The organism is Nocardia sp. CA-107356 (assembly GCF_050946365.1).
Taxonomy (GTDB): Bacteria; Actinomycetota; Actinomycetes; order Mycobacteriales; family Mycobacteriaceae; genus Nocardia.
Window position 1 is genome coordinate 3,748,030 of sequence record NZ_CP191992.1, and the last position, 12,718, is coordinate 3,760,747.

At 61.0% G+C, this 12,718-nt stretch carries 9 protein-coding genes and 1 pseudogene; 8 read left to right on the forward strand and 2 right to left on the reverse strand.

The window, feature by feature from the left end:
• Positions 1 to 199: 199 nt before the first annotated feature.
• The 8 genes and pseudogenes from ACQP1G_RS16925 (at position 200) to ACQP1G_RS16960 (ending at position 7,514) form a co-directional block, all read left to right on the forward strand.
• Positions 200 to 646: a hypothetical protein gene (locus ACQP1G_RS16925; RefSeq protein ID WP_433204895.1), complete on the forward strand. Its 447-nt coding sequence runs from the start codon at positions 200 to 202 to the stop codon at positions 644 to 646.
• Between the two features lie 218 nt (positions 647 to 864).
• Positions 865 to 1,320: a hypothetical protein gene (locus ACQP1G_RS16930; protein ID WP_433204898.1), complete on the forward strand. Its 456-nt coding sequence runs from the start codon at positions 865 to 867 to the stop codon at positions 1,318 to 1,320.
• On the forward strand, positions 1,317 to 2,027 hold the full coding sequence (locus ACQP1G_RS16935; protein WP_433204901.1) for a nucleoside hydrolase: 711 nt from the start codon (positions 1,317 to 1,319) through the stop codon (positions 2,025 to 2,027). The genes ACQP1G_RS16930 and ACQP1G_RS16935 overlap by 4 nt, the downstream gene beginning before the upstream one ends.
• A gap of 5 nt (positions 2,028 to 2,032) precedes the next feature.
• Positions 2,033 to 2,290 carry a hypothetical protein gene (locus tag ACQP1G_RS16940; protein WP_433204904.1) on the forward strand — a complete coding sequence of 86 codons (258 nt, stop codon included), beginning with the start codon at positions 2,033 to 2,035 and terminating at the stop codon, positions 2,288 to 2,290.
• Positions 2,271 to 3,533: a cytochrome P450 gene (locus tag ACQP1G_RS16945; protein ID WP_433204907.1), complete on the forward strand. Its 1,263-nt coding sequence runs from the start codon at positions 2,271 to 2,273 to the stop codon at positions 3,531 to 3,533. The genes ACQP1G_RS16940 and ACQP1G_RS16945 overlap by 20 nt, the downstream gene beginning before the upstream one ends.
• Positions 3,530 to 3,751 (forward strand): ferredoxin, encoded by a 222-nt coding sequence (locus tag ACQP1G_RS16950; protein WP_433204910.1) that lies wholly within the window; start codon positions 3,530 to 3,532, stop codon positions 3,749 to 3,751. Before ACQP1G_RS16945 ends, ACQP1G_RS16950 begins: the two co-directional genes overlap by 4 nt.
• A gap of 39 nt (positions 3,752 to 3,790) precedes the next feature.
• Positions 3,791 to 5,727: pseudogene (locus ACQP1G_RS16955) on the forward strand (fumarylacetoacetate hydrolase family protein).
• 197 nt (positions 5,728 to 5,924) lie between these two features.
• Positions 5,925 to 7,514, forward strand: coding sequence for an MFS transporter (locus ACQP1G_RS16960; RefSeq protein ID WP_433204913.1), 1,590 nt, complete (start codon positions 5,925 to 5,927; stop codon positions 7,512 to 7,514).
• Between the two features lie 1,710 nt (positions 7,515 to 9,224).
• Here ACQP1G_RS16960 and ACQP1G_RS16965 read toward each other — a convergent pair.
• A complete protein-coding gene (locus ACQP1G_RS16965) occupies positions 9,225 to 9,626 on the reverse strand; it encodes a hypothetical protein (RefSeq protein ID WP_433204916.1) in 402 nt (133 codons plus the stop codon).
• A gap of 1,569 nt (positions 9,627 to 11,195) precedes the next feature.
• Positions 11,196 to 12,557 carry a type VII secretion-associated serine protease mycosin gene (gene mycP / locus ACQP1G_RS16970; protein WP_433208589.1) on the reverse strand — a complete coding sequence of 454 codons (1,362 nt, stop codon included), beginning with the start codon at positions 12,555 to 12,557 and terminating at the stop codon, positions 11,196 to 11,198.
• Positions 12,558 to 12,718 lie beyond the last annotated feature (161 nt).

A 12,718-nucleotide genomic window follows, 5' to 3' on the forward strand; every position in this document is an offset into this window, starting at 1 on the left:
GCTCGCAACAATCCTGTCCGGTTCGGATGCGAAATTTCCTGCTCTGGCCTTGACTTTCGGCACGATATCGATCGTCTGCGTCTTGTCTACCCTGAGTCATTGAAACAAGCTCAATCTTGAAATGGAAACAGCGGAATATGGGGGAGCGAAATGACCACCATTCTGTCCTCGCACGGCCACTTTCGAGCAGGGGATCGAGATGAGTGCACCGCGATTCGCTGACAGGGCGGCAGATCGTTGCCGCCATTACCGGCATGTGTGCGGGTTGGACGCCTTCCTACTCGAAGGGACCGGCCCTATCTACCTGCGGGCCGGCAATACCGGGGCAATACGAATGCCTGCGAAACTCGGCGAGCCCGTCCGCGCCCGACTGGCCCATCCCGGGCCAGTGATAGTCGAGCTCGACGATACGTCCGAGGCCTGGTGGACGATGCTCACCACACCTGTCCATCACCACCTCCGGGACTATGCCATATTCGCGATGCTGTCCGCGGCCACGGCGCAGATCGTCCCCTATGGGCACGAAGTCCGACTACCGACGCCACGCGACCGATCCTGCCGATGGCTCGCGACGCCGACCGACTCCTACCGACCATCGCCAGACGACGTGGTGACCGCGATCCGGGCATACAGGTACGAGGGGTGAGCGCCAATGCGTAAGTCCGAACCACTATCACCTCGGCCAGACGAGCCGGACACCCACATCCAATTCACCGGGATGGCAGGGGTATTCGACTACGCCGGGTGCCGGACCGCGGTCCGAAACCTCCTCAACAAGTGGGCCGAGAGCCACAACCCCGACATATCAGTCGTCGAGCTCGAAGACGGCCGCGTCAACTACCACCGAATGCCTTGCGAGGAGCTATGGCTACAACCGTGATCGGGCCCGTTCACTTCCAGTGCGCACGCTACCGGCGCGAGAACAGCTTCGACACCACCGTCGACATCCACGACCACATCATTCTGAAGGCAGGCGCGGTCGACGGCATCCGCATGCCGCAAAAGCTAGGCGACCTAGTGCGCGCCGAATTACACCGCCGCCAGCTGCCGACGCCGATCATTGTCAACACCGCCACCGAATACCGGATGTTCCTCACCCAGGGCGCCGGCCCCGACAACAGGCCGATCGCATTGTTCGCCAAGCTGTTTCGCTGTCAAGCGATCGGGACGGTGCCGGGTGCGCTGGTCATGCTTCCCTGCCCCGCCGACCAAGTGCGATTCTGGCTCGATCAGCCCGAGGGCATGCGGCGACCTCCGTTCGACACTGTCGTCGAGATAACCCTGCACGCCGCCAAAGCGTTCCCGGGCGCGACGGCATGACGCTGCCACCGGACTCCCCGCTGGTCATCGTCACCGATATTGGTGGTGACACCGATTGCGCGCTGGCCCTGGCGTTGGCGGCGTTGACCGAACCCGGACTGGAGCTGGTAATCACCTCCGAGGAGTTCCCCGACCGTCAGCGGTCGGCATTGGCTCGTCGCCTGCTGGACATGCTCGGACGCTCCGACGTGCGGGTCGCGCCGGGTCAGGTGTCCCGCAACAGCAAGTATTGGGCCGCAAGCAGTTTGCTACCTGAAGCTGCCCGCGAGTGGCCGGTTCCGTTCGAGCAGGTGATCGCCGCCATGTGCCTGGATCATTCTGATCTGCCGGTGCGGTGGCTCGGCATCGCAGGCATGACCGAACTGGCGGCTGCGCTCGCCGACGACGCGACACATCCACAGCCCGCGGGGATCACCGACCGGTTGCAGGTCACGCAGATGGGCGGAGCGTTCCAGTACCGGGATCCAGCCGAGGCCGACGTCAACTCCCGGCTCGATCCACGCGCCGCCCGATCTGTCGTGGGCAGCGACGTCGATATCGGCCCGGGTCGACTACAACGGGTTCAACACCTGGGTCCTGGACACGCTCCGTCACGACACATCAGCCCGCCAAGTGACCGATCGGGCTCGGAACACCATCGTTCGAGACATGAACGAAGCCGATCCATTCTGGCGCCTCTCGACACCGCCCCGGTTCGGAGAGTGTGATTGCGATGACCAAGATGCGCCCAGATCCGAACTCCCGCAACGATATTCCCGCCCTGATGGCGTCGACGTCCGCGCGCAGTCACTGGGAGGTCCTCGGCGTGGACGTCACTGTCGGTGCGCCTCCAGGCAAAAACGACTGTCTGTCGATTTTTGCCGTCGATGTGTTGACTTTGCTTACAGTCAAGACCACGCTGATACCTGTCGAGCGGGACCGTTGCTCGAGCAGAACTGAAGGAGTGACCGATGTCGAGCTACATGGGTGAGCAGTCCTCGACGATGCGAGGCCGGCAGGCCACAGAGGTATTCGCCGAACTCTTCGGTGGCGTGGTACAGGATCCGTTTCCGCTGTACAACGAATTGCGTGAGTTGGGTGACGGGATCCACTTCGTGGAGGCGCTTCAGGGTTTTATGGTCACCCGGTACGCCGACGTGCGTCGTATCGGCATCGATCACAAAACGTTCTCGAGTGAGGTCTTTTTCGGTCTTTCGCCGGGAATCCATAATGCGAGCGATCCGGAACACCTCAGGTTCATAGAGATCGCCTCTCGATTGTTCATGTTTTCGGATCCGCCAGTACACACTCGCATCCGCTCGACGTTTCGGCAGGCATTCACCCCCGACGCGGTGCAAGCCTGGAGACCGATGATCGAGCGGGCCACCATCGAACTGCTGGCCGAGTTCGAACCCGGCCAGGAAATCGACATCATGCCGCATCTGGCTGCCGCGGTGCCGGTTGCCGTTATTGCCGCCATTCTGGGTGTGCCCCGCGAGATGTGGTCGAAGTTTCGGGAGTGGTCCTTCGCCTACGCGTCGACATTCGACCCGCTGGTCCAGAGCGAACGACGTGACTCAGCGATCCGGACGAGTCTGGAGTTGTTCGACTTCCTCGGAGATTTGGCCGAACAGCGTCGCGTGCATCCTGCCGACGACATGATCACAACGCTGGTGCAGACCGAAACCATAGACGGTGATCATCTCGGTGTTTCCGAGTTGATCGCACAGGTGGCATTGCTCCTGATCGCAGGAAATGAGACCACGACGAATCTCATCGGCAACGGACTCACACTGCTGTTCGGCCATCCAGATGTGCTGGCGGAAGTCACCGCCGACCCTGCACTGCTGCCGTCGGTGGTCGAGGAGATGCTTCGCTTCGATCCACCCTTACATCTGACGGGTCGCCGGGTCACCCGCGATGTGGTGCTGGGTGAACACACACTGATGGAAGGCACGTTCGTCTTGCCGTGCATCGCGGCGGCCAACCACGACCCTCGCGCGTTCGAATCGCCTGAGGTGTTCAACGTCAGCCGCCAAAACACCAAGCACCTTGCCTTCTTTCAAGGCATCCACTTCTGCGTGGGCGCTCCACTGGCTCGCATGGAAGGCGCTGTCATCTTCAAGGAGTTGCTGCGCCGATTTCCCGATATCGGACCCGGGTCGCAGCCTGCCGTACGCCGGACGACCAACGCGGTGTCCCGCGGATGGGAAACACGGCCGGTGCGATTATGAGCGGGATCGAGATCGTGGTCCACTCCGAGCGCTGCATGGGCAGCGGACGTTGCCGCCTGGCAGCCCCAAGTGTGTTCGGCACCGGGGATGACGGCTGGGTGGCCCTTATCGACCGCCACCCTCCGAACTCCGCTGTAGATGCCCTGATACAGGCGCGCGACGACTGTCCCGTCGCCGCAATCGAGGTTCTCGACGAACACGGACAGTCGCTGGCGTGATGCATGCCGGACACTTACGGAATCCTAGAAAGAATCGAAATGCGTTGGGTGACATACATTTCCAGCACTGGCCCCAGGGTCGGGTTGTTGGACGGCAACCTTGTACTCGGTGTCGAGGACGGCCATTCCATGCTCGAGTTGATCCACGACGGCTTGGACACCATGACCGACCTCGCGAGTCACCTCCGCAATTCGCCTGCCGAGGTCGTCGCCTTCGCCGATGCCACGCTGATGGCTCCGATACCAGTACCGCCGTCGATTCGTGACGCCCTGTGCTTTCTCGACCACGCGCGCGGCTGCATGCGTGCCACGGGCCGCACCGACCAATTGCCGGAAGTGTGGTCGCAGATTCCCGCTTTCTATTTCGCTAATCCTGCCTGCGTAGTCGGGCCGTACGACGACGTCCCGATCAGCCCGGGGTCGACGGCGTTCGACCTCGAATTGGAGGTCGGTGCCGTCATCGGGCGCGCGGGCAGGGATGTGGCACCAGACGAAGCGGACAACCACATCATCGGCTACACCTTGTATTGCGACTGGAGTGCCCGTGACCTGCAACTGCAGGAGATGCAACTCGGCATCGGTCAGGGCAAGGGCAAGGACTCGGCAATCACATTGGGCCCGTGGCTGATTACGGTCGATGAGCTCGAGCAGTATCGCAGCCACGGCCGGGTCGCACTCGAAATCGGGGCAAGTATCAACGGCCGCGAAATTGCCACCGGCTCACTACGGGACATGGATTGGTCTTTCGCAGAAGTGATTTCCTACGTCTCACGTGGCACCAACCTTGTACCGGGGGACGTGATCGGGTCGGGAACAGTACCTGGTGGTTGCCTGCTGGAACGCTTCGATAGCACAAAGCCCGCCGATGAACCGCAATGGCTGAAACCGGGCGACATCGTCTCACTATATGGCGAGGAACTCGGACACACGCGACAGGTCATCCGTCCACCAGCCGTCGTGCACCGACTGCGCACTGGCTATTGAATCGAACGAAGAAGACGAACGTGATTGCCTATACTAAAGGCCTACATTCTGTCGCCGACGGTGTCTGGGCCTGGCTGGCGCCAGATGGAAGCTGGGGCCGCAGCAACGCCGGGCTTATCGAAGGGGACGGCGCGAGCTTCCTCGTCGACACCTTGTTCGATCTCACGCTGACAGCCGAAATGCTGGACGCGATGGCGCAGACCATAAGTCGCAGCCCACTGACTGCCGCGCTGAACACCCATGCCAATGGCGACCACTGTTATGGCAATCAGCTACTCGGGCCAAACGTCCACATTCACGCGGCGCCCGAAGCGAGCCACGAAATGCACGAAGTCCCACCGGCAATGGTGGCACAATTAGTCGCTGCCGACCTTGGTCCGGTCCTGACTCCCTACTTCCGCCACTGCTTCGGCGCGTTCGAATTCAACGGAATCCAACCGCGATACCCCGACATACCAGTGACCGGGGATTCGGTCGTCGAGGTGGGTCGTCGCGAGGTCCACCTCGTACCGATGGGTCCCGCTCATACACATGGGGACGTGGTCGCCTACGTCCCCGACTGTCACGTGCTCTTCGCCGGAGACCTGCTGTTCATCGACGGAACACCGATCAGCTGGGCAGGCGACATCGAGAGCTGGATTGAAGCGTGCGACACCATGATCGGCTGGAATCCAGTCATCGTGGTGCCCGGACACGGGCCGGTCACCGACGTAACCGGCATCGCCGATGTCCGCGATTATCTCGTGCACGTCCACACCGAGATCGCCAACGCGATCGCCATGGGACGTCCCTGGCTGGAGGCCGCCAATCAGATAGATCTCGGCCGATTCGCCTGGCTTCCCGACGCGGAACGCATCGTGGTCACCACCTATCAGGCCTATCGGCACCTTCGCTGCGACACACCGGAAGTCGATCCCGGTGCGTTGTTCCTTCATATGGCGGAGTGGCGACATGCTCGCGGCTGTCACGGTGATCGAAGTCGAACAGAATAAGCCGAAATTGTCCGAGTAGCGGGCAATGTCCGATGAGGAATCAGATGGGAATTGTTATGTCCACAACAAGCACAGCAGGCGATCTCGAGCATGCACGAGAATCCGAGACCGCCTCTCAATGGTTCAGCCGGGCGTGGCAGCGTCAGCTCACCCGGTATCCGGCTGACGCGCAGCGATATCTTTATCTCGGTATTACGGTGGTGGCGACGGTCGTCCTGTACTACGAGTTGTACGTGCAGGGAGCGGTCGCGACCGAAATCATCAGCTACTACCGGATGACCTTCACACAATTCGTCGTGATCTTCATCGCCGCACTCAGCGCCGGCGCTCTCGCCTCGATCGCGGCTGGCGTCGCAGATCGGTGGGGTCGTGCGAATATCATGGTGATCGGGCTATTCCTGAGCAGCGTGATGGTGCTATTTGTCCTGCCGCACACTACCAACAAGACGGAATATCTCGTCGCATTCGCGGTGCTGGCCGCCGTGGAAGGCGTGACATTGGTGGTGACGCCTGCTCTCGTTCGTGATTTCTCGCCGCAGCTCGGGCGAGCGTCTGCAATGGGTTTCTGGATCCTCGGCCCGGTGCTGGGTAGTTTGACCGTCACCGAGGTGTCCAGCAACACTCTCGCGTCGCATCCGGACTGGCGGTTCCAATACTACATTTGCGGCATTGTCGGAATCATCGTTGCGGCAATCGCCTTCATCGGAATGCGGGAGCTGTCGCCCGGTTTGCGCAACCAGCTGATGGTAAGCACGAAAGATCGTGCCCTTGTGGAGGCGCGGGCGGCGGGAATCGATCGGGACGAAGCCCTGACGGGCAACTGGCGCCAGATACTCAAGCTCGACATCCTCGCACCAGCACTGGGATTCAGCCTGTTCATGGTCTTGTACCTCGTCCTTGTCGGCTACATCGTGGTGTACTTCGCGACCGTCTTCGGCTATTCCGCCGCACGCGCAAACGCACTCGGCAACTGGTACTGGCTCACCAACGCGATCGCACTGGTGATCGCAGGCTTCGCCTCTGACAAGCTGCGGGTCCGGAAGCCGTTCATGCTGCTCGGAACCATCATCGCACTGGTCGGCACGGGTTTCTTCGCTGCCATGGCCACCGAGTCGAACACGTCCTACTACACATTCGCGCTGGTGCTCGCCGTGATCGCATTCGGCAGCGCCATGATCTTCGCCACGTGGCTAGCCGCCTACACCGAGACCGTCGAAGCACACAGCCCGGCTGCTACGGCCAAGGGAATGGCAGTATTCAGCGCTTTGCTCCGTGTGATCTACGTTGGTGCGCTCATTGCGTTCATCTTCGCGATGCCCGCCACTTCCACACTGGTGGATCAGGGCCCGCGGACTGCTGAGATCGTCGCGGCCTACCCGGAGCAGATCACGACCGTGACCGCCGTATCCCCAGCTACCCTGGCTGCACTGCAACAGAATCCGGCCGATCAAACCGCGGGCGCCGAAGCTGTGCAGCAACTGATCAAGGCGCGTCTCGCGGCCGATCCGCAGGCGGCGCTAGATCGGCTGAAACAACTGGGTACCCAGCCGATCCCGGCCGCTGACCAGGAATATCTCGCCTCCCACGTCCCAGGTCTGCAGCAAGCGCAGAAGGACAGTCCGCACCAGTGGCAGCGGTGGTGGTGGATCTGCTTCGCGTGTGAGGCGATATTCCTTCCGACCCTGATGGTCATGCGAGGGCGTTGGAACCCGGCACGAGCCCGCGTGGACGCAGAAGAACACGAGGCAAAGATTCAGCACGATCTGGCGAAGCTGCAACCCTCATAATTTACCAGTCGAATTCCGGCTTCGCCGGATCAAGACAATCTAGTGTCACCGGCGCGGATCATCCATGTGTCCGGACCGGTCGTCCGATTAATAGCTTCGACCTGCATCGACAACGAACCAGCAGATCGTGCGGTTGACGCAGAATCCGGCAGGTCATTAGCGTCAATTAAGTGACGATTCGACCGATTCGCACAACGCTCACATCATTTCAGCGTCTGCCCCCCATGATCTTGGGGGGCAGACGTACGCAGACGCCCTCGTCATCAGGGCGTGGCGTTCGGCCCGCAGGGAGTGAATTCAGGTGTTCGGGAAATTAGCTAGCACGATTGTCGTTGCCGTTGGCGCAGTGATGGGTGCCGCGGCGCCTGCGGTTGCGGGGGTCAACATTGGTCATTGCGATCACTATCGAGTTGATTGCATAAGGATGCTGGAGCAGCAGAATCCAAGACTGTGGACCAAAGTCGCCTGCGAAACTGTAGTTACCGATGCCGACGGCAAATTTATGGATGGCTATAACTGCTCGCTGTATCCATAAATAGCTTCGACAGCAGTACACGGGTGGAGGGGGTAGGCCCTTCCATAACAAGGAAGGAAGGAAGTGAGGATTATGCGTGTTACCTCGTCCGTAGCGGGCGCCTTGATCGGCGGCCTGCTGACAGGCGGTCTGGTTCTGTCCGCACCAGCCGCCCAAGCCGACGGATACCGAGTTGGAGTTGACATTCAGGGGCAAATTTGCCAGCATTGGGGCGAAACGGGGCCTTACTATATCTATCAGCTCGGTACCAATGGCCACTGGTATAGAAGGAACTATACGTGCTCGAACTATAATACGTGGGTGTCGTTCGCCGGCGACCAGGACCTCGGCACCTCGCCTCCCGCTTGATAAATGAGATTGCCGCGTCACGTTCGAAGAGTGACGCGGCAATCCCATTCCTATGGTCGGCTTTACGACTTATCCGGGGGGTATAAAGCAGGTGTCGTCTTTGTAGATTTGCTTCCCATCGCTGTAAAAGTTCGCGCAGATCGTTGTCGGATGTTCGATGCTGAGCGGCCAAAACCAATCGGTCTGGGGACCCCAAAACTTATCCGGTTGTTCCCTCCCTTCGTGGGCGCCAGGGGGAATCCAGACCTCGAAATGACCTTTGGCGCCTTCGCTTGAGAGCCGCGCCCGCACCCTAATTATCGGCCCGTTGCACGTCTCCGATAGGACTTCCATTGCCACAACGGGACTGCCGTGTGCGAGCGCCGGGCAGAGGTTGCTTGGCGACTTGGCCTGTGCAGGCGTAGCCGCGGTAAGTACGCCTACCATCCCCGCAGCTGCCAGAGCTGCGGCAACTGTTCGTCTTGACATTCGATATCCTTCTGCGGCCTGACGGCCATAAATAGTAGACGCTGTGACCATTGCTCGGGTCATGACCTGAGCAATCACCGTCTGGTTTGTGGACACGCTGCCCGACTAGCCTGTTGTGTGGGTCGAACGTGAGCAACGCGCATAGTAACGTCCTGATGAGCAGTAGGCCCGGCGGCTTCGCGCTCGGTGGCCGAGAGAGACAGTGTGAAAAAGATCGATAGTTGGCCCCACCTCTCGGCGGCAGCTGGTCGAAGCGTTTCGAGGATTGATAAGTTGGCCCTGACGCCGGCCGTTAGTTGGCCCCGTTGAGCATTGAGTGGTTGCTATAGATGGCGGCGGGAGTTCCGGGAACAAGCGCTTCATATTTTGATCGACTGGCTGGAGACACTTCCGCGGCCGTCGCCGTAGTGGAAGGTCGTCACGTACGAACCGTGCGGCAGCGAAACTGATGGCACGCTGACCTCCCATCCCTCGTGAGTGCCGTAGCACCCGCCGGGGTCCGTCGGGCAGATCTCGATCCACATGATGGTATTGCCGTTTTCCGTATGACCGTTGCCGACAAGGTTTCCTCCCGAGCGCGTGATGCACGCCCAGAAGTTTTTGTCCGAGCCGAGGAGGCCACTCTGGTAGCTGGCGCAGTTGTCGTCGTTCGCGGAGGCGGGGGAAGCGAGGGCCGTGGTGACGAGGCCACTACTGATCGCTGTGGCGGCGATTGTGGCGGCGATCAGGGTGGAGATCCGGCGTCGAGTCTTCGATTCCATCGCTACTCTGATGGGCCACCTATCAATCTTTGTCACAGACTGGAGTCTGAATACAGACACGATAATTCCTAACTGATTCGTCACGATACGATTTCAGATTTCATCCACGAAGGAACCTCAAAATTGACAGTCGTCTTCTCCAGACTCCTCTCTTGGCCGACATCGATGGCCAGGGCGAAGTCTTCACAACCGTTCACCTCCGCAAAGAAGGCGATGTGTGAAGCCGGTGGTGCCGGATAGCCGCTAATCCGTAGCTGTGGTTGTTGATTCCGTCGGCATCGGATATGATGAGCCTTCCGCGTCGGAGTGCGGCGTGTGTACAAGACATCGGCGTCTTCGCGGCCCATTCGAGATAGATCTGCTTTCCGGTCGCAGCGGCCATGTCGAGTAGCAGTTCGATGGCCCCGTTCATCCCGGCGGATTTCCCAGTTGCTATCAGATAAATCGGCTAGTTTCTCCAAAACCTGGCCGCATAGTAATTTTCCGCGCTACTAGCTGACATTCGAGAAATTCCTTCCCGATCCGAACATACTTACGAGACTTGAGGGTATGACATGTCGGATTCCGCATCAACCTCACTCACCGCCGTTTTCGTTGTCAACGCGGGTCGAAGCCACTGATCGGCTGTCCGCTCCGGACATATCGATGATTTGCACAGATATTCGGTGACGATTTCGTCGGTGATGTCGGCATGCCCGAGCGCGGTGTCGGAGCCTCGGCTATCTCGCCGTCGACAACCTCCTCATATGCGGCGATCTGCAGTCCTCCTCGCCACTGCTCACGAAACAACCATCCGAGTTCACGCTCCACCGCGAGCCTGGAACGCGTGACACCAAGTCGTCCGTCATCGTGGGCGGCGCGATAGCGCTAATGCTGGGCCTGCGGAAGGTCGCGACGGGGCTCGATCCGAAAGCTGATGGATATGCAACGGTGGCCTTCAGTGCGTTCCCGGCCCCACCCCAGCCGGGAGCGGGAACGCACCGTTCCGGGCTACCGCGCTACGGGGTAGTCAGCAACTACGTAACCCGTGCCGTTACCAAGGTCGATGCACTGGTACTCGGGAGAATTCGCAGTCGAACCGATCTGGTGCGCATCAGCCTGGTCCTGCTTGGCTTCGGCCTGGCACGTTCCGATGGGCGTGATCGGCCCCTCATAGGAGTGGGCGTTGGCCGTACCGTTGACGCCAATCGCGATCCCTACAGCCGCGGCTGTGCCGATCAGGCATCTCAGGACTGTTCGTTTGTTGTTCACAACGCTCTCTTCGCATGTTATGGGCAGCCGATTAGCCGCCGATTCAACTCTCCGACCCCATGAGCTGCGGCCTGAGCTTCCAACCGGCATTACATGCCGTCACTACTTCCGACGCCACCGCACGGCTAAAGGTTCCACAAAAACGCGGGATTTTTGGATCAATGCAGGTCATGACTATTGATCGGATGTCCGTTCCGGACACGTGGATCAGCGTTGCTTCATGTTGCTCGATATAAGTCCATACGAGCCGGGATACTGGTCGGGCCGCCCGCTTCGTGCCAAGGTAATCCGCGCGAAGCGGGCGTGCCCAGGAGGCTGCTACATATCGTCGGATTTGATGCCGAAGCGGCGTCGGATCGGGAACGAGGCCAGGTAGCCGAGAACCAAGGCGGCGCCGATGATCCCGGTACCGATCAGCGCGACATTGCGGGCCCGGTTGTCCGCTGGCGACGTCGGTGCGGGCACCGGCAGCTGGGCGCTTCTGGCCGGGCTCGGCCGTTTGGGCGACAGCGGCGCGCTGCTCACCTCATCGGTCAGCGCCGCAACCGGATCGACCGCGCCGTAGCCGATATACGGACTCCATCCCTCGGCGGGCGCATGTGCGGTGGCCTGCAACCGCTTGACCACATCCAGCGCGCTCATCTCCGGAAAGCGGGCACGCACGAGCGCGACGACACCGGATACCAATGGCGTCGCGAAGCTGGTCCCGCTCATCGCCTGTTGCTGCCCTTGCTGACTCACGGTGCCGGTGGCGGTGCCGGTCCCGCGTGGATCGAGCGAGACCATATTCTCGCCCGGCGCGGCCACACTCACCCACGGGCCCGGCACGGTGAACTTCGACGGTGCGCCGTTGGCATCGATCGAGCCGACCGAGAGCACGTAATCGTCCCAGCGGGCCGGGCTCACATTGACCTTGACATTGCTCCACGGATCGGCGGACGGGTTGAGCGGATCGATGATCTGCTGCTCGGTCTTACAGGAGCCGTCCTGGTTTCCGGCGGCGACGACCACGACCACGTTCTTCTCCAGCGTCGCGTATCGCACTGCCGCACCGATGGATCCGTCGACGTCATTGGACGAGCCGCACCACACCTCGGAGATATTGATGACGCTGACGTTCGCATCGGCCGCGCGCCGGATCGCCGAGGCCATGGTGGCCAGATTGCCGTAGCCCTCGGGCAGATCGTCGGGATTGCGCTCCCTGGACCTGCCCTCTTTCTGGTACATCCTGCTGGTCTGGCGGATCGTCATGATGCGCGCTTCCGGCGCGACACCCGAAAACCCCTGCCCGTCAACCTTCGACGCGGCGATCAGGCCAGCGACGAAAGTGCCGTGCCCATCGCAGTCCTCGGTGCCGTCCCCCGAGTTGGCCACGAAGTCGCCACCGGCGATCAGTCCGGGCAAGCGAGGATGCCGTGCGACGCCGGTGTCGATGACCGCGATCGTTTGGCCCTCGCCCTTGGAGAACCGCCACGCGCTGTCCAGATCGAGTGAGCGCTGGGCGGTGGGGGTCGTCGCGCCCTCACCACCGGATACGGTGTTGGAACAATCGGAATTCGCTGGCCGCTCGGTCTTTTCGGGCGGCGCCGCCGGATCACCGGCAGGAAGTAGACCCGGGTTCACGGTGGGCGGGTGATCCGCGGACGCGGCGCCGGCGCCGAGCCCCAACGACGCCCTCAGGCCGAGCGCTATGGCTGACAAAGGACCGCCGAGCGTCGACACAAGTTGCGATTGGCGGCTGTCGCTCACCAAAACACAGCGGTTCGCCGCTAGCCCGTGTTTTGAAAGTGGTTCGGGTTGAGTGGTGCCGTGTAGCGGCGCCTCTCAACTGGTAAGGCGGA

What these genes read in the sequence shown, in the direction of transcription:
- ACQP1G_RS16925 (WP_433204895.1), top strand. Translation starts at nt 200, where the DNA reads ATGAGTGCACCGCGATTCGCTGACAGGGCGGCAGATCGTTGCCGCCAT.
- ACQP1G_RS16930 (WP_433204898.1), top strand. Translation starts at nt 865, where the DNA reads ATGGCTACAACCGTGATCGGGCCCGTTCACTTCCAGTGCGCACGCTAC.
- ACQP1G_RS16935 (WP_433204901.1), top strand. Translation starts at nt 1,317, where the DNA reads ATGACGCTGCCACCGGACTCCCCGCTGGTCATCGTCACCGATATTGGT.
- ACQP1G_RS16940 (WP_433204904.1), top strand. Translation starts at nt 2,033, where the DNA reads ATGACCAAGATGCGCCCAGATCCGAACTCCCGCAACGATATTCCCGCC.
- ACQP1G_RS16945 (WP_433204907.1), top strand. Translation starts at nt 2,271, where the DNA reads ATGTCGAGCTACATGGGTGAGCAGTCCTCGACGATGCGAGGCCGGCAG.
- ACQP1G_RS16950 (WP_433204910.1), top strand. Translation starts at nt 3,530, where the DNA reads ATGAGCGGGATCGAGATCGTGGTCCACTCCGAGCGCTGCATGGGCAGC.
- ACQP1G_RS16965 (WP_433204916.1), bottom strand. Translation starts at nt 9,626, where the DNA reads ATGGAATCGAAGACTCGACGCCGGATCTCCACCCTGATCGCCGCCACA.